This is a genomic window from Brevundimonas sp. (assembly GCF_016742135.1).
Lineage (GTDB): Bacteria > Pseudomonadota > Alphaproteobacteria > Caulobacterales > Caulobacteraceae > Brevundimonas.
On sequence record NZ_JACVCG010000003.1, the window covers coordinates 306,446 to 323,984 of the forward strand.

Genomic DNA, 17,539 nt, shown 5'->3' on the forward strand with positions numbered 1-17,539 from the left:
CGGACGGGGTTCTGCGCTCTCCGCGCCGTCAGGCCTGACGAAAGCCCAGCACGTCCTGCATGTCGTAAAGGCCGGGGCGGCGATTCCGTACCCAGGCCGCAGCGGCCACCGCCCCCTTGGCGAACAGCGACCGGTCGATGGCCGAATGGCTGAGGGTCAGGACCTCGTCGTCCGAGGCAAAGACCACGGAATGCTCGCCGATGATCCCGCCCGCCCTCAGGGCGGCAAAGCCGATCTCGCCCTCGGCGCGAGGTTCGCCCACGCCGTTGCGCGGGGCGGCCCGGACATCGTCCAGATCGACATTGCGACCGCTGGCGGCGGCCTCGCCCAGCATCAGTGCCGTGCCCGAGGGGGCATCGACCTTCCTGCGGTGGTGCGATTCCAGCACCTCAATATCCCAGTCGCGCGCATCCAGCCGCTGGGCGGCATGCTCGACCAGACCGATCAAAATATTGACGCCCAGCGAGAAATTGCCGCTGCGGACGATGGCGACCTTTTCGGCGGCCGCCTCGATGCGGGCCTCTTCCTCGGGCGAAAGCCCGGTCGAGCCGATCACCAGCGCCGGTCCCCCGGCCTCGGCGCAGCGTTCGGCCAGCTCGACCGAGGCTTCGGGGGTCGAGAAATCGATGATCACGTCGCAGAGCGACAGATCGGGCATTTCCCCCCGGTCAAAGCGGGCGGCGACGACCACATCCTTCCTCGCGTCCAGAACCTGGCTGACCGCCCGTCCCATCCGCCCGCGCGCGCCGGAAATCCCGGCGTGGAACAGGGCGTTCACGCGGCGGACTCCCGCGAGGACGAGCCCCCGTCGCCGTCGCCGCCCAGAATATCGGCCCAGAAGCGTTTGGCCTTCCCGGTGAAGCTGGAGTTGCGCGGATTCTGGTCCTCGCCGAACGACAGGGCCAGTTCCTGCATCAGCTCCTTCTGACGGGGGGTCAGGTCGGACGGCGTCTCGACGAACAGTTCGACGACCAGATCGCCGCGCTGCTTGCCGTTCAGATGGGGCATGCCCTTGCCCTTGATGCGGATGGTCTTGCCGGTCTGGGCGCCTGCGGGCACCTGGACCGGGGCCTTGCAGCGCCCGTCGCAGGCCTCGGACACCAGACACGGCGCGTCGATCGCTCCACCCAGCGCGGCCACCGTCATCGGCACAGGCACCGTCACCAGCAGATCCAGATTGTCCCGCTCGAACAGTTCATGCGGCTTGACCGACAGAAACACATAGAGGTCGCCGCGCGGTCCGCCCCGCATTCCGGCGTCGCCCTCGCCCGTCAGGCGGATACGCGAGCCGTCGTCGACCCCGGCCGGCACCTTCAGCGACAGGGTCCGCGAGCGACGCACCTGGCCCTGACCGCGGCAGGTTCCACACGCCTCGGCCACCCGCTTGCCGGCCCCGCCGCAGTGCGGACAGGTGCGCTCGACCTGGAAAAAGCCGTTCGCCTGACGCACGCGGCCCGCACCCTGGCAGGTCGCGCAGGTGACCGGCTGGGTCCCCGGTTTCGCGCCGGTGCCCTCGCAGGGCTCGCAGGTCGTCGTGGTCGGAAAGGAAATCTCGACCTCCGTGCCGCGATAGGCGTCCTCAAGGGTGATCTCGAGATCATACCGCAGGTCCGAACCCCGTCGGGGTCCGCCGCTCCGGGCGCCGCGCCCGCCGAACACATCGCCAAAGGCGTCGCCGAACACCTGCTCGAAGATATCATTGACGTCGTGAAACCCGGCCCCGCCGCGCCCGAACGGCCCCTGACCGCCGCCGCCCACGCCTTCATGGCCGAACCGGTCATAGGCGGCGCGCTTCTGGGCATCCGACAGGACGGCATAGGCCTCGGACACCTCCTTGAAGCGGGCGGCTGACTCCTCGCAGCCGCCGTTGCGGTCCGGGTGGTGCTGCATGGCCAGCTTGCGATAGGCGGCTTTCAGCCCCGCGGCATCGACCGTGCGCTCAACCCCCAGGATTTCGTAATAATCGCGCTGCGCCATCAGGCCGTGATCCTCATTATCCCGTTTCGATCCGGTCGCCTCTCTTGGGCGGAGGCGGACCGGAAACCGATACCCCGACAGACATGGGTGTCGGGTCCCATGATGCAAGTTTCATGAAACGGCCCCGCCTGTCGTCTGACAAGCGGGGCCGGATGCGTCTGGCCTTCCCGAAGGGCGGGGGAAGGCACGACCGTCAGTCGGCCTTCCTGTCCGCCTCGTCGCCCGAGACTTCCTCGAACTCGGCATCGACCACACCGTCGTCGGCGGGGGCCGCGCCATCGTCACCGTCGCTGGCCGCGCCCTGCTGGGCTGCATACATGGCCTCGCCCAGCTTCATCGAGGCCTGGGCCAGGGCGGTGGTCTTGGCCCGCAGATCCTCGACATCGCTGCCTTCGCGGGCGGCCTTGAGCGCGTCCACGGCGGTCTGGATGGCCGACTTGTCGGCCTCGGCCACCTTGTCCCCGTGTTCGGACAGAGCCTTTTCCGTCGAATGGATCAGGCTGTCGGCCGAATTCTGGGCCTCGACCATCTCCTTGCGCTGCTTGTCGGCCGCGGCATTGGCCTCGGCCTCCTTGACCATCTTCTCGATGTCCTCGTCCGACAGACCGCCGTTGGCCTGGATGCGGATCGACTGTTCCTTGTTGGTCGCCTTGTCCTTGGCCGAGACATGGACGATGCCGTTGGCGTCGATGTCGAACGTCACCTCGACCTGCGGCATGCCGCGCGGCGCGGGCGGAATCCCCATCAGGTCGAACTGACCCAGCAGCTTGTTGTCCGCCGCCATTGGACGCTCACCCTGGAAGACCCGGATGGTCACGGCCGACTGGTTGTCCTCGGCGGTCGAGAAGGTCTGGCTCTTCTTGGTCGGGATGGTGGTGTTGCGTTCGATCAGCGGGGTGAAGACGCCGCCCAGGGTCTCGATGCCCAGCGTCAGCGGGGTCACGTCCAGCAGCAGCACATCCTTGACGTCGCCCTGCAGCACGCCCGCCTGAACGGCGGCACCCAGCGCCACGACCTCATCGGGGTTGACCCCCTTGTGCGGCTCCTTGCCGAAGAATTTCTTCACGGCTTCCTGGACCATGGGCATGCGGGTCATGCCGCCGACCAGCACCACTTCATCGATGTCCGAGGCCTTCAGACCGGCATCCTTCAGCGCCTTTTCGCAGGGCGCGATGGTGCGCTGGACCAGGTCCTCGACCAGCGCCTCCAGCTTGGAGCGGCTGAGCTTGATGTTGAGGTGCAGCGGGCCCGAGGCGTTCATGGTGATGAACGGCAGATTGACCTCGTACTGGGTCGTCGAGCTGAGCTCCTTCTTGGCCTTTTCGGCCTCTTCCTTCAGGCGCTGCAGGGCCAGCTTGTCCTGGCGCAGGTCGACGCCCTGGTCCTTCTTGAACTCATCGGCCAGATAATCGACCAGCCGCAGGTCAAAGTCCTCGCCGCCGAGGAAGGTGTCGCCATTGGTCGACTTCACCTCGAAGACACCGTCGCCGATCTCGAGGATCGAAACATCAAAGGTGCCGCCGCCGAGGTCATAGACGGCGATCTTCTGGCCGTCGTTCTTCTCAAGGCCATAGGCCAGGGCGGCCGCCGTCGGCTCGTTGATGATGCGCAGGACTTCAAGCCCGGCGATCTTGCCGGCGTCCTTGGTGGCCTGACGCTGGCTGTCGTTGAAATAGGCCGGGACGGTGATGACCGCCTTTTCGACCTTCTCGCCCAGATAGGCCTCGGCGGCCTCCTTCATCTTCTGGAGCGTATAGGCCGAGATCTGCTGCGGGGAATAATCCTTGCCGTGGGCGCGCACCCAGGCGTCGCCGTTCGGGCCCTTGACGATCTCATAGGGCACCATGCCCTTGTCCTTGGCCACCACCGGATCGTCGAAATTCCGGCCGATCAGGCGCTTGATGGCGAACAGGGTGTTGGCCGGATTGGTCACGGCCTGACGGCGGGCGGGCTGGCCGACCAGCACTTCGCCGCTGTCCTGGATCGCCACCACCGAGGGGGTGGTGCGGTTACCCTCGGCGTTTTCGATCACCTTCGGATTCTTGCCGTCCATGACGGCCACGCAGGAATTGGTCGTACCGAGGTCAATGCCGATGATCTTGCTCATGGACTCTACGTCTTGCTCCTGTTCGGCGAGTGGCTCCGGGCCTCGTCCGAGCGCCCCTGTCAGCCACCCCCGGGGGGTTGGTGTGCGGTTCGGCCAAATCCCCAGAGAGACAAGGGGCTTTGCACCGGCTGATGCCGATATGGGAAGCGCAGGGGCACCCGCAAGCCCTTTCGTGCATCCATGAGGCTGCGGGAAGGGCCCGGGGTCGCCATCCGGGCTCACGGAAGACGATAATCAGGCCCCGTCAGGTGTCATCGCCCCGGGTGGACGCCAGTATGGGGGTCGCCTAGACAGATCACACCGCCGGAAATGGTGATTTCCGGACGCAGCTCGATACAGGATGCCGCCCTTATGTTCATGTCTTCCGCCGCGCGGCTTTCCCGCATTGTCGGTGTGATCGGCGTTCTGGCCCTGTCGCTGTCGCTGCTGGTTACGCCTGTGCCCGGCTGGACCCAGTCCGCGGATCAGTCACGCGGAACGACGCGGGGGGCCCAGTCGTCCAACGACGGACAGAATCGCCGGGTCCGGGTGCACAACCAGACCGGCTGGACCATCGTCAGCCTCTATGCCGCGGATCCCGCGCGAACCGACTGGCGGGGGGATCTTCTGGTTCCGGAGGCCTTGGCCACCGGCGACAGCGCCGTCATCGACGTCGACAATGGTGCCGGGACCTGCGTCTATGTTCTGCGGGCCGAGTTCTCGAACGGCGAGCGGCTGGAGCGGGTGGGCGTCAATGTCTGCCGCATCGCGGACTATTATTTCACCCGCTGATCCGGGCTGCTGGAATGATCGTGACTGGACGTTCCGGGGTTCAGGCCGCAGGTTTGCCGCCTGACCTTGAGGAGACCGCCCGATGCGACTGACCCGCCCCGAAGGCCCGACCGCTCAGGATTTCCGTTTCAGCAGGCGCGCGCTGGCCACGGGCGGGCTGACCGGCCTGATGTTCGCGGGCTATGCGCCCGCAGCGCTTGCCCAGGAGGCCACCCCCATCGTCACCGACAGCGAGGGTCTGGTCACCGAAACCGTCACCTATCCGGCGCCGGACGGCTTCGACCTGCCGGCCTATATCGCGCGCCCCGTGGGCGATGGACCCTTCCCGGTGGTGATCGTCGTCTCGGAAATCTTCGGCGTCCACGACTATATCCGCGACGTCTGCCGCCGCCTGGCCAGGGCGGGCTATGCGGCCATGGCCCCGGCCTTCTTCGTGCGGGTCGAGGATCCGGCTCCCCTGACCGATTTCGGTCGCATCCAGGAGATCGTCGGTCAGGCCGGCTACGAGCAGGTGATGGGCGACATCTCCGCCGGTATGGAATGGCTGTCGCGCCAGCTGTGGGCGAGGGCCGACAGGGTCGGCATCACCGGCTTCTGCTGGGGCGGCAAGGTGGTCTGGCAGGCCTGCGCCCGCTTTGCCGTGATCGACGCCGGGGTCGCCTGGTACGGGCGTCTGGCCCCCGCCGGCGATGCGACCCCCGAACAGATCGCCGCCGGGCGGCCCTGGCCCGTCGATCTCGCGGACGATCTCAAGGCGCCGGTGCTGGGCCTGTATGGCGAGATGGATCGCGGCATCCCGCTGGCCAGCGTCGAGGTCATGCGTCAGGCCCTGCAGCGGGCCGGGCGCACCGACAGCCGGATCGACGTCTATGAGGGGGCCCAGCATGGCTTCCACGCCGACTACCGCGCCAGTTACAAGGCCGATGCCGCCGCCGACGGCTGGGCCAAGCTGCTGGCCCTGTTCGACGAACGCCTGAAAGGCTGAGGATCAGGCTTTCGAGTCATGGGCACCGCCCGTGGCCGTGGCCGTGGCCTCATAGGCATGAGCTGCCTCGGACGCCGAGGTGCCGGGCGCGGGGCCGGACCCCCTGGCGGCCACGACCACCATGGCCGGCCGCACAGTCCGTCCGAACAGGGCATAGCCCGCCTGCAGTGTCTGGATCACCGACCCGCCGGGCACCGTCTCGGACGGCTGTTCCATCATGGCCTGATGCAGATGCGGATCAAAGGCCTCGCCCGCCTCGGGGGCCACGCGCACCAGATTGTTGCTGGCAAAGGCCGACAGCAGCGACTTCTGGGTCAGTTCCAGTCCGGTCACCAGACCGGCGGCGGCGCCTTCCGCGTCCTTGGGCGCGGCCTGCAGGGCCCGCTCCAGATTGTCGGCTACGCCCAGCAGGTCGCGGGCAAAGCGCTGGATGGCATAGGCGCGGGCGTCATTGTTCTGGGTCTCGGCCCGCCGCTTGATATTCTCGACCTCGGCCACGGCGCGCAGCGCCCGGTCCTTCCACTGGTCCCGCTCGTCGAGGATGGCGTCGAGGTTGTCCATGCCCACACCTGTATGGGCAGGATCGGAATTCAGGCCCGCCTCGGCGTCGGCCTCATCGGCCGGATTGATGCCGTTCAGGTCTTCAAAGTCAGGGTCTTGCGGTGTGTCGTTCAAGGCTCTTGTCCGTCAAACAGTCGGCTCAGTACGCGGGCGGTATAGTCCACCAACGGAATGATCCGGGCATAGTTCAGTCGGGTGGGGCCGATCACGCCGACCGCGCCCAGCACCCTCTGGCGTCCCGTCATATAGGGCGCGGCGATCACAGAGGAACCCGAAAGTGAAAACAGGCGCGTCTCGGCGCCGATAAAAATCCGCACGCCCTGGGCCTCCGACACATCGTCCAGCAGGCCGATCAGCTGTTCCTTCTGCTCCAGGTCGTCGAACAGCACCCGCACCCGGTCCAGATCCTCCAGCGCCTCGCGGTCCTGCAGCAGATTGGCCCGGCCCCGCACGATCAGCGACCGCGGCCCCGCCGCCCCGGACCAGGCCGCCATGCCGTCCTCGACCAGGCGGGCGGCGGCGGCATCCAGCGCCTGACGGGCCGCCTTCAGCTCTTCGCCCATCTCCCCGCGGGCTTCGGTCAGGGAGCGTCCCTTCAGCCGGGCATTCAGAAAGTTCGAGGCCTCCTGCAAGGTGGATGGGGTCATACCGGGCCCCAGCGACATCAGCCGGTTTTCAATCTGCCCGTCCTCGGCCACCAGAATGGCCAGCGCCTGATCATGGCCCAGGGCCACGAATTCGACGTGCTTGATCCCCGTGTCACGCACGGGGCTGGCGACAATCCCGGCCCCGCCAGCCAGCCCTGACAGCAGGGACGATGCCTCGTTCAGGGCCTGATCGAAGTCCACGCGGCCACCCGGTCGTCCCAGGGCCGCCAGCCGCGCGTCGATCTCGCGCCGCTCCTCGGCTCCCACGTCGCCGATCTCCAGCAGTCCATCGACGAACAGCCTCAGCCCCGCATGGGTCGGCACCCGCCCGGACGAGGTGTGCGGCGAGGCCAGAAGGCCCGCCAGCGTCAGATCCTGCATGGTGTTGCGGATCGAGGCGGGCGACAGGGCGATAGGGCCCCGCGACAGGGTGCGCGACCCGACCGGCTCGCCCGTCTCCAGATAGGTCTCGACGATGCTGCGAAAGATGTCGCGGGCGCGGGCATCCAGAGCGCTCAGCGACGGGGAGGGATGGAACGGCATGGTGCTCATCGACGTGCCTCCCAGACCGGGCGCTCGATCCGATGGACCAGACAGTCATCCTCATCGTTGAACAGGCGCCGCCCCACCGGCACAAATCCCAGCCGCTGATAAAATCGGTGCGCATCGGCATTGGAGTTCAGCGGATCGATCACCACGGCACGCACCGCCGGATCCGCGAAGCACAGGTCCAGCGCCTGATGCATCATCCGCGTGCCGAACCCCCGACCCAGCGCGTCGGAGGGCCCGATCCAGATATCCAGTGCCCGAAGCCCCGGCTCAATATCCCCCCAGTAGTGGGTGGGCTCAAGGTGCGGGTCGATCACCTGCATGGCCCCGACGGGGCGCCCGTCGACCTCGGCGATCAGATAGAAGCTCACGGGTGAGGGGTCGGCCAGTTCCGCGTCCCAGTCCACATCGGCAAAGGCCGTCGTGGCCTCGGAGGTATCGGTAACGGCCCGGATCACATGGGGCTCTCGGTCCCAGGCGCGCAGCAGATCGGCATCGGCCGGCGTGGCAGGACGCAGCCGCAGGGTTTCCGGAGACGGGAAGGGGGACAGGGTCACGGTTTCAGGATAAGCACGCCCGCGACCCCATCCAATATGCAAAAGAGCCTTCATGCGCCCGTCCGATCGTTCGCCCGACCAGCTTCGCCCCGTGACTCTCGAAACCGGAGTCAATCGCTATGCCGAAGGCTCATGTCTGGTGGCGTTCGGCCAGACGAAGGTGCTGGTCACCGCCTCGGTCGAGGAGCACCTGCCGCCGTGGCTGCGCGGCAAGGGTCAGGGCTGGGTGACGGCGGAATACGGCATGCTGCCGCGCGCCACTCACACCCGCGGCCGGCGTGAGGCCGCCTCGGGCAAACAATCAGGCCGGACCCAGGAAATCCAGCGGCTGATCGGCCGCAGCCTTCGCGCTGTCGTCGACCTCAAGGCGCTCGGTGAGCGTCAGGTGACCCTGGACTGCGACGTCATCCAGGCCGACGGCGGCACCCGCACGGCGGCCATCACGGGGGCCTGGGTCGCGCTCGCCTCGGCGCTCGACTATCTGCGCGAGGAAGGGGTGCTGAAAACCGACCCCCTGACCGATCAGGTGGCGGCCATCTCGTGTGGCGTGTTCAACGACACCCCGGTTCTCGACCTCGACTACGAAGAGGATTCCAGCGCCGAGGCCGATTCCAACTTCGTCCTGACCGGGTCGGGCGGCATCGTCGAAATCCAGGCGACCGGCGAAAGGCGGGGCTTCAGCCGCGCGGAGTTTGATCGTCTGTTCGCGCTCGCGCACGGCGGCTGCGAAACGCTGTTCGCCTTGCAGCGTCAGGCGGTCGGGCGCTGAATGTGCCGAGGTCCGAGACATCACGCATACTGGCCCGCACCGGGGTAATGGGGCGCTGACCCGGTGATGGATCGGGCAGGCGGGCCCGGTCCAGAACGGCCTCCAGGGTCGCCGCCAGCCGGTCCAGTTTCGCCCGTCGGGTCGGCTTCCGGCCCGCGGCATCGGTGACGTAGAAGGCATCGACCGCCCGCTCGCCGAAATTGGCGATGTGGGCCGACCGCAGCGACAGGCCTTCGGCGGCGATGGCGGTGGCCAGCTCGGCCAGCAGGCCCGGCCGGTCGGCGCCCGAGACCTCGATGACGACCGCATGGCTTGCGGCGGCGGTGTCGATCATCACCACGGGCCTGACGTCAAAGGCCGCCCGCCTCGCGCTGACGGCGGTCATCACGGTTTCGTCTTCCGGGATGTCAGGTGTCCCCTCCGGCACGGCGCGGGCGGCGGCCTCCAGCGTCCGGATGAGGCGCTCCAGCCTGCGGGGCTCGGCCTGGCCATAGGGCAGGCCCGCGCCGTCCTGCACTTCGAATACATCCAGCGCCAGGCCCTCGGGAGCCGTAACGACCCGCGCCCCGACGATATCCGCTCCGGCCCGCGACAGGGCCTGCGCCAGGGCCGCAAAAAGGCCGGGACGGTCGGCGGCGGCAACCGCCACCCGGGTCGTGGCCCGCCCGACCGCGCGGGGGTGTCGCTCCGCTGCCGGATCGGCGGCCCAGTCGACCAGCACATCGGCGGCAGCCCCGGTCTCGCGGGCGCGCGCCACCAATTCGGGATAGGCTGCCAGCGGATCGGGTTCGTCGAGTTGCTCGCCCTTGAACACGGCCAGAACCCGCCGATACAGGTCGCGCAGAAGCTGGCCTTTCCAATTGTTCCAGACGCCGGGTCCCACCGCGCGGATATCGGCACCGGTCAGCACCAGCAGCATGCGCAGCCGCTCGGGATCGCCGACCAGATCGGCGCACGCCCTGACCGTGTCGGGATCGGTCACGTCGCGCTTCTGGGCGAAATCCGACAGGGCCAGATGATGGCGCACCAGCCAGCTGACCAGTTCGATCCGGCGGCTGTCGATGCCCAGCCGCTCGCACGCCCGCCGGGCGGCGATCGCCCCGTCCTCCAACTGCCCCCGGTCACCGCCCTTGCCGACATCATGCAGCAGCATGGCCAGCATCAGGACCTCAGGGTCGGTGATCCGGTGGATGATCTCCGAAGCCAAGGGATGGTCATCCTTCAGCTTGCCCCGCTTGATGTCATTGAGGATGCCGACGGCCTGCAGGGTGTGCTCATCGACCGTATAGGCGTGGTACATGTTGAACTGGGTCTGGCCGACGATCCGCCCCCATTCGGGCAGGAATCGTCCCAGCAGTCCCGTCTCGTTCATGATGCTGAGGACCCGGTAAGGCCTCTGGCCATGGGCCAGCACCGTCAGAAAGGCGCGGCTGGCCGCAGGGTCGCGGCGCAGGCGCGGGCTCACCCGGGGCAGGGACCGGGTCACGGCGGCAAAGGCGTCGGGGTGCAGGTCCAGATCCAGCCGGTCGGCCTCGACGAACAGGGTCAGCAGCCGCACGGGGTCCTCGTCGAACACCTCGGGGCCGGTGACGCTCAGCCGCCCCCTGTCGATCAGAAACCCGGGCGTCTCCAGTGGCTTGCCGCGCCCGGGCCACAGGGCGGACAGGCCCCGCACCAGACCGCCCGCCTTCTTCTGCTGGCGGGCCTCCAGCTGGGCACTCATGGCGCGGGTCAGGGCCCCGACATCCCGTGCAACGAGGAAGTATCGCCGCATGAACCGTTCCACGGCGGGCTCATCCCCGCGTCCGCGCCAGCCCATGCGCCGCGCGACCTCGGGCTGAAGGTCAAAGGTCAAGGCCTCGACCGGCCGGTCCGCGATACGGTGCATGTGGATCCGCACCTGCCACAGGAAGTCGAAGGCTTCAGCGAACAGCCGCCGCTCGCGCCGGGTCAGCAGGTCCTCCAGCGCCGCCTCGCCCAGCGGGCTCTCGGGTGCCAGCCCCCGGGCGATCCAGAACAGGCAGTTGAGATCGCGCAGCCCCCCCTTGCCGTCCTTGACGTTGGGCTCGACGCGATACCGCACGGCACCGACCTTCTGATGCCGCGCCTCCCGCTCGGCCAGTTTGGCGGCGATGAAGGGGCGGGCATCGGCCTTTTCCACCTGCTGGCGAAACCGGGTCAGGAAGGTTTCGGCCAGACCCGCATCTCCGGCCAGCGGACGGGCTTCCAGCAGGGCGGTGCGCACCGTCATGTCCGCCTTGCCGACCGACAGGGCCTCGTCCATCGACCGCGCCGAGCTGCCGATCTTCAGCCCGAGATCCCACAGCACATAAAGGACGAACTCGGTGACCTGCTCGGTGCGCGAGGTGGACTTCCAGGGCCTGAGGAACATCAGGTCGAGGTCCGAGTGGGGTGCCAGAACGCCCCGGCCATACCCCCCGACGGCCAGCAGGGCCAGACGTTCGGCATCGGTGGGATTGGGGGCGGGAAACAGATGGTCGGTCGCGACCCACCCCAGGGCCTGAACCATCCGGTCTGCCGCCCGGGCATAGAGGCGCGCCACCTCGACCCCGCCCGCGCCCTGCACCAGACGCTGGGCTGCCTTCGCCCGTCCGTTCGACAGGATCTCGGCAAGGATCGGGGTCAGGGCCGCGCGCGGATTGGCAGCCCCGGCCGCGGCCTGAAGGGCGGCTAGGGCGTCGGGGTCCAGGTCGGGTGCCATCCCGATCAGCGCCGAGCCGGACCGGTGCCGCGCGACAGAGCCTTCAGGCGATAAAGCGCCTCCAGCGCCTCGCGGGGGGTCAGGTCATCGGGCTCCAACTCCGACAGCGCCTCCACGACGGCGGGCGGGGCGACCGGCGCAGGGGCCGGGGGCTCGGCCATGGCGAACAGAGGCAGGTCATCCAGGCGGCGGTCGGCCTCGCCGGTCGCCTCCAGCTGGTCCAGGACGGCCCGGGCGCGCGCGACCACGCCGGGTGGCACACCGGCAAGCTTCGCCACCTGCACGCCATAGCTGCGGTCCGCCGGGCCCGCGACCGCCTCGTGCAGGAACACCAGATCGCCGTTCCACTCGCGGGCCCGGAGCGACAGATTGGCCAGATGGTCCAGCCGCCCCTCCAGCTGCGCCAGCTCGTGATAGTGGGTGGCGAACAGGGCGCGACAGCGGTTGGCCTCGTGCAGGGCCTCGGTCACCGCCCAGGCAATGGCCAGCCCGTCATAGGTGGCCGTGCCCCGCCCGATCTCGTCCAGCACGACAAAGCTGCGGTCGGTGGCCTGATTGAGGATGGCGGCGGTCTCGACCATTTCGGTCATGAAGGTCGACCGGCCCCGGGCCAGATCGTCTCCCGCGCCCACCCGGCTGAACAGGCGATCGACCACACCCAGCCGCATGGCGCGCGCCGGCACGAACGCCCCGGACTGGGCCAGAACCACCAGAAGGGCGGCCTGTCTCAGGAAGGTCGACTTGCCCGCCATATTGGGCCCGGTGACCAGCGCCAGACGCGGACACCCCCCGGCGCCCGTCCCGTCCAGCCGGCAGTCATTGGGCGTATAGGGCTTGCCCTCGGCGCGAACCGCCGCCTCGACGACCGGGTGGCGGCCGCCCTCGATGCACAGTTCCAGCCCGTCATCGACCTCGGGCCGGACCGCGCCGACCTCCTCGGCCCATTCGGCCAGGGCCGCTGTGGCATCCAGCCAGCCCAGCGCATCGGCCAGCGCCTGAACGGAGGCGGCCAGTTCGCGCACCCGAACGCGCCAGCCTTCGAAGGCCTCGACCTCCATGGCCGTCACCCGGTGCCCGGCCTGGGTAATGCGGGCATCCAGATCGGACAGTTCGACAGTGGTGAACCGCACCTGATTGGCCAGGGTCTGGCGATGGATGAAGGGGCTTTCGGCGCCCCGCTGCATCAGCGGCTCGGCCTGTTTGGCGGTGACCTCGAGGAAATAGCCCAGCACGGCGTTGTGGCGGACCTTGAAGGGGATGCCGCTGTCGGCCACGGCGCGGGCCTCCAGTTCGGCGATCACCCGGCGGCTGTCGTCGCGCAGTGTCCGCGCCTGATCCAGCTCGGGGCGGTGACCGGCTCGCACCAGACCGCCGTCGCGCGCCAGATGCGGCGGGTCCTCGACCAGTCCCTCTTCCAGCTCGGCCAGCAGGGCCTGAAGCGCCGCATCCGGCGTCAGAGCCGCCAGCGCCCGCTCCAGATCATGGGGCAGGGTCGGGTCCAGCCGGTCTGACCGGCGAGCGAACAGGGCGGTCAGTGCCTGGGCTGTCCGCGTCCCGGCCCGGATCGCCGCCAGATCGCGCGGCCCGCCGCGTCCCAGAACCAGCCGGGTCAGGGCGCGGGCCGTATCCGACGACCCCTTCAGCAGGTCGCGCACCTCGCCTCTCAGACTGCGGTGCTCGACCAGCCAGCCGACGGCATCCAGCGCCCGGTTGATGCGGTCCGGGTCACGCCCCGGCCGGGCCAGCCGTTCGGCCAGCGCCCGGGCACCACCAGCCGTTACGGTGCGGTCCAGCGTATCCAGCAGCGAACCTGCCCGCTCGCCCCTCTGGGTCCGGTCGATCTCGAGACTCAGCCGGGTGGCCGGATCGATGGCCAGATGCTGACCCTCGGCCGAGCGGCGCGGCGGCGACAGCACCGGCACGGCCCCCACCTGCGTGGTCTCCAGATAGGCGGCGATCAGGCCCAGCGCCGAAATCTCGACCGGCTCAAAGGTGCCAAAGGCATCCAGCGTCGCCACCCCATACAGGCGCGCGACCCGTTCGGCGGCGGCCCTGGGCTCGGCCAGCGCCTGCGCCAGCGGCTGAACGGGAGCATCGGCGGTGGCCAGCGCCTGATCCAGATCGGCATCGCCGAACAGCCGGTCGGGCACCAGAATTTCGGACGGGGCAAAGGCGACGAGGGTCGAGGCCAGATCGCGGGCATCACAGACGGCGGTCTCCACCGCGCCGGACGACAGTTCGACGGCGGCCACCGCGGCCCGGCCGCTGCGCAGGGTCACGGCCACCAGCCGGTTGGCCCCGCGCGCATCCAGCAGACTGTCCTCCGTCAGGGTCCCGGGCGTGACGACCCGCACGATCTCGCGCCGGACCACAGCCTTCGACCCGCGTTTCTTCGCCTCGGCCGGGTCCTCGGTCTGGTCACAGATGGCCACCCGGTGCCCCTGCCGGATCAGCCGGGCCAGATAGCCTTCCATGGCGTGCGCGGGCACCCCCGCCATGGCGATGTCCTCGCCCAGATGCTTGCCCCGCCTGGTCAGGGCCAGCCCCAGCGCCGCCGCCGCCACCTCGGCATCCTCAAAGAACAGCTCGTAGAAATCGCCCATGCGAAAGAACAGCAGGGCATCCGGCTGGGCGGCCTTGGCCTCGAGGAATTGGGCCATGACCGGCGTCGCGCCTTCTGTCGAGCGCACCGGATGTTCGGCGACGGGGGGTGGGTCAAGCGGACGGTTCATGCTTCGCCACAGGGTGACGGATCGCGCGCTCCGCCTCAAGCGTCTTGCACGCCCGGGCCGTCGCTGCGACAAGCGGGGCAGGCGGTTAAGGGAACGCGGTCCAAAACCGCGGCTGTGCCCGCAACTGTAGGCGGCCAGGCCGTCGTCCGGTCCGGGAGCAATCCCGGCGTCACTGAGCGGTTTTCGAACGGTTCGGGAAGGCGAGGGCGGTGGCTGTTGATCCGCAAGCCAGGAGACCTGGCCGCCGACGTCGCTCGTCTTCTGTCCGGGACCAGACAGGGGCGCGGGACTTCCGTCGAAGCGACCCGATCCCAGCGCCGGCTCCCCTCACGGGGGCCGGGATCGGTCGCATCCCTGTGCCCGTCGCGCGCTGCCGCCGGGCTGACGGAGACTGTCCGATGAGACCTCTGATGACGACGGCATCGCTTGCGGTGCTGTGCCTGTGCGTGAGCACACCCGCCCTTGCCCATGTGCCCGACCCCGGCGACCCCGGCGATCCCGGCGATCCGATCCGGCTGGAGGAGGTGATCGTCACCGCCACCCGCCTGCCCCGGCCGGTCACCGAGACCCCCGGTGCCCGCGTGTTCACCGAGGCGGATATCGAGGCGCGCGGCGCGATCTTTGCCGCCGACCTGCTGGCCGAGGTGCCGGGCGCGGCGCTGGCCCGCACCGGACCGTTCGGCGGCCTGACCCAGCTGCGTCTGCGCGGGGCCAGCCCCGGCAAGACCCTGGTGCTGATCGACGGCGTGCCGGTCAATGATCCGGCCGAGATCAACGGGGCCTATGACTTCTCCAGCCTCAGCCTTGCGGACATTGCGCAGATGGAGGTCCTGTCGGGCCCCCAGTCCTCGCTGTGGGGCTCGGATGCCATCGGTGGGGTCGTGGCCCTGACCACGCGCGAGACCAGCGGCTTCCGCGCGGATCTCGAGGCAGGCTCCCTGAACACCCGGCGCGGCGCGCTGTCCGTGGGCCGGGCCGGAGAGCGGGGGGCGCTGGGGCTCAGCGTCGCCGGCTTCCGCACCGACGGGGTCTCGGCCGCCGCCGCCGGCACCGAGGATGACGGGTTTGAGACCCTGACGGCGGGCCTCAAGGGCCGGATCATCCCGCGCGCCGGAGTCGAGCTGGACGGCGGCCTGCGCTGGACCAGGAGCCGCGTCGCGATCGACGGCTATCCCGCCCCCGCCTTTGTGCTGGGCGACACCGACGATGTGTCGAAAAGCGAGAGCTGGTCGGGTCATGGGCGGCTGAGCGTCCAGACCGGCGGGGTGCACCACCGCCTGACGCTGGCCGCCTCGGATATCGAGCGCGAGACCCGGTCGGCCTATTCAAACCGGTTCGACGCTGACCGCCAGGTCTGGCGCTGGGACATGGACGGCACGGGCGGCGAGGGCCGCCTCAGCTGGGCCGCAGGGCTGGAGCGTCGCACCGAATCCGCCAATCTCGACAGCGGCCTGTCCGATGATCTGGGCACCAGTTCCGTCTACGGCACCGTCCTGGTCCCCCTGACCTCGCGGGTGACGGTCGGCGCGGCGCTTCGCCATGACGACACCGATGACTTCGGCACCGCGACCACGGGCCGGCTGACCGCCCATGTCGATCTCGGCGCAGGGTTCGGCCTGTCCGGCGCCGTCGGCACGGGGTTCAAGGCTCCGACCGTCAGCCAGTCGGTCTGTGACTTCTGCTTCTCCGCCGATCCCTTCCCGACCCTGCGGCCCGAACACGCCGAGGGGGCCGAGCTGGCGCTGGGCTGGCAGAGCCCCGGGGGCGGCCTCACCGGGCGGGTGACAGTCTATCGCCTGACGATCGAGGACCAGATCATCTACCGCTTCGACCCGCTGACCTTCGACAGCGTCTATATCAATCTGGACCGCACCAGGACCGATGGTGTCGAACTGGAGAGCCAGCTCGTGCTGGGGGCCGGGTTTGATCTCAGCCTCGGCTATGCCTGGACGGATGCCCGCGACGAGAGCGACGGATCCCCCCTGCTGCGGGTGCCCAAGCACTCCGGCACGGTCGGTCTCGGCTACAGCGGCAAGCGGCTGAGCGGACGCCTGACTGTCCGGGCCGAGGGCGACATGCCGGACTCAGGCGGCACGCGTGAGGGCTTTGTCACCGCCGATCTGCACCTCGGCTACACCCTGACGGATCAGGTCGAGCTGACCGCCCGGGTCGACAATCTGTCAGACGAACGCTGGCAGTCATTGCTGGGCTATGGCGAGCCGGGGCGCACCGTCGCCCTGGGCGTCAGGCTGCGCTACTGACGCCGGAAAAGGCGGCGGCCGTATCGCCGGTCGCCGCCAGCCGTCCGCCCTGGTCGAACGTCGTCCAGTCCAGGGTGGGGCGGGGCGCATTGACGGCCGCCAGCAAGGCGCGGGTTTCGGCCGCCGAAGTGACACAGGCCAGAAGGCTCGAGCCCTCGGCCATGCCGGTCAGGCTGTCGGCGGCATAGGCCAGCGCCGCCTGCATGGGGTCCAGACGCGCCTCGGCCAGACGTCTGCGAAGGCGTGACAACAACACGATGTCGGCGGCCGAGGCCCCGATCATTTCGTCGGATCCGGAAAACAGCAGGCCATTGGCCAGCACCGAGGCCAGCTGCACCGCCACACCCTGTTCGGCGAGCGCCGCCAGCACCCCGTCGCGACGCGCGCGCTGGTCCAGAATATTGAGCGGCAGCTGGATCAGATCGGGCTGGAACCGCCGGGCCACCAGCACCGGGCTGTCCTCCAGCCGGGTGCGAATGCCGATGCGCCGGAACAGGCCACGATCCTTCAGGGCGATCAGACGCTCCCACAGGGTCCGGCCCTCGGCTCCGGCCAGATCGCGAACGTCCCGCACCAGCAGCACATCGCCGCGCGGCAGGCCCAGACGCTCCAGCGACCGACGGGCCCGGGCCTCGATCCGGTCGGGGCCTTCTCCGGCGTCCAGCGTGGTCACCGATACCTGAAACGGGGAGGGGAAGGGCCAGGCCTGGCACAGGCTGCGCTCGTCATCGCCCTCCGGCCGCGTCAGAATCCGGCGAATGCCCCCGTCGGCGGCGGTCTGCAGCAACTGGGCCAGACCGGCCTCGCGCGACAACGCCCCACCCACAGCGCTGCCCACGGCCTCGCGCGGGGGGGCGGGAACCACGGCGAGCGCCAGCTGGGCGGCGGGAAGGGCGGACAT

At 69.2% G+C, this 17,539-nt stretch carries 13 protein-coding genes and 1 riboswitch; of the genes, 4 read left to right on the plus strand and 9 right to left on the minus strand.

The window, feature by feature from the left end; translation table 11 throughout:
- Positions 1 to 28: 28 nt before the first annotated feature.
- From dapB to dnaK, 3 genes are all read right to left on the minus strand, one after another.
- On the minus strand, positions 29 to 778 hold the full coding sequence (gene dapB, locus IBJ06_RS08375; protein ID WP_292159145.1) for a 4-hydroxy-tetrahydrodipicolinate reductase: 750 nt from the start codon (positions 776 to 778) through the stop codon (positions 29 to 31).
- Entirely contained in the window at positions 775 to 1,977 is a 1,203-nt protein-coding gene (gene dnaJ / locus IBJ06_RS08380; protein WP_292159147.1) for a molecular chaperone DnaJ, read from the minus strand. Before dnaJ ends, dapB begins: the two co-directional genes overlap by 4 nt.
- Positions 1,978 to 2,170: 193 nt before the next feature.
- Positions 2,171 to 4,084 (minus strand): molecular chaperone DnaK, encoded by a 1,914-nt coding sequence (gene dnaK / locus IBJ06_RS08385; protein ID WP_292159149.1) that lies wholly within the window; start codon positions 4,082 to 4,084, stop codon positions 2,171 to 2,173.
- Between the two features lie 351 nt (positions 4,085 to 4,435).
- Here dnaK and IBJ06_RS08390 point away from each other — a divergent pair, with 351 nt between their 5' ends.
- Together IBJ06_RS08390 and IBJ06_RS08395 are read left to right on the plus strand one after the other, a co-directional pair.
- Positions 4,436 to 4,855: a hypothetical protein gene (locus IBJ06_RS08390; protein ID WP_292159151.1), complete on the plus strand. Its 420-nt coding sequence runs from the start codon at positions 4,436 to 4,438 to the stop codon at positions 4,853 to 4,855.
- Positions 4,856 to 4,937: 82 nt separating this feature from the next.
- Entirely contained in the window at positions 4,938 to 5,840 is a 903-nt protein-coding gene (locus IBJ06_RS08395) for a dienelactone hydrolase family protein (RefSeq protein WP_292159153.1), read from the plus strand.
- A 3-nt stretch (positions 5,841 to 5,843) separates the two neighbouring features.
- Here the strand turns inward: IBJ06_RS08395 and grpE are convergent, their stop codons facing one another.
- The 3 genes from grpE to IBJ06_RS08410 are packed head-to-tail and all read right to left on the minus strand — an operon-like array spanning position 5,844 to position 8,154.
- Entirely contained in the window at positions 5,844 to 6,515 is a 672-nt protein-coding gene (gene grpE / locus IBJ06_RS08400) for a nucleotide exchange factor GrpE (protein WP_365812325.1), read from the minus strand.
- Positions 6,512 to 7,600, minus strand: coding sequence for a heat-inducible transcriptional repressor HrcA (hrcA, locus tag IBJ06_RS08405; protein WP_292159155.1), 1,089 nt, complete (start codon positions 7,598 to 7,600; stop codon positions 6,512 to 6,514). Before hrcA ends, grpE begins: the two co-directional genes overlap by 4 nt.
- Entirely contained in the window at positions 7,597 to 8,154 is a 558-nt protein-coding gene (locus IBJ06_RS08410; protein WP_292159157.1) for a GNAT family N-acetyltransferase, read from the minus strand. The genes hrcA and IBJ06_RS08410 overlap by 4 nt, the downstream gene beginning before the upstream one ends.
- Before the next feature lie 52 nt (positions 8,155 to 8,206).
- On the opposite strand from IBJ06_RS08410, the gene rph reads away from it, so the two are divergent.
- Positions 8,207 to 8,923, plus strand: a complete 717-nt coding sequence (gene rph / locus IBJ06_RS08415; RefSeq protein WP_292159159.1) for a ribonuclease PH — start codon at positions 8,207 to 8,209, stop codon at positions 8,921 to 8,923.
- Here the strand turns inward: rph and glnD are convergent.
- Positions 8,832 to 11,645 carry a [protein-PII] uridylyltransferase gene (gene glnD, locus IBJ06_RS08420; protein WP_292159161.1) on the minus strand — a complete coding sequence of 938 codons (2,814 nt, stop codon included), beginning with the start codon at positions 11,643 to 11,645 and terminating at the stop codon, positions 8,832 to 8,834. The genes rph and glnD overlap by 92 nt on opposite strands.
- 5 nt (positions 11,646 to 11,650) lie before the next feature.
- A complete protein-coding gene (mutS, locus tag IBJ06_RS08425) occupies positions 11,651 to 14,377 on the minus strand; it encodes a DNA mismatch repair protein MutS (RefSeq protein WP_292159163.1) in 2,727 nt (908 codons plus the stop codon).
- An 87-nt stretch (positions 14,378 to 14,464) separates the two neighbouring features.
- Positions 14,465 to 14,616: riboswitch (cobalamin riboswitch) on the plus strand.
- A 171-nt stretch (positions 14,617 to 14,787) separates the two neighbouring features.
- Here mutS and IBJ06_RS08430 point away from each other — a divergent pair.
- Positions 14,788 to 16,638, plus strand: coding sequence for a TonB-dependent receptor (locus IBJ06_RS08430; protein WP_292159164.1), 1,851 nt, complete (start codon positions 14,788 to 14,790; stop codon positions 16,636 to 16,638).
- Here the strand turns inward: IBJ06_RS08430 and IBJ06_RS08435 are convergent.
- A complete protein-coding gene (locus IBJ06_RS08435; RefSeq protein ID WP_292159166.1) occupies positions 16,622 to 17,539 on the minus strand; it encodes an aldo/keto reductase in 918 nt (305 codons plus the stop codon). The genes IBJ06_RS08430 and IBJ06_RS08435 overlap by 17 nt on opposite strands.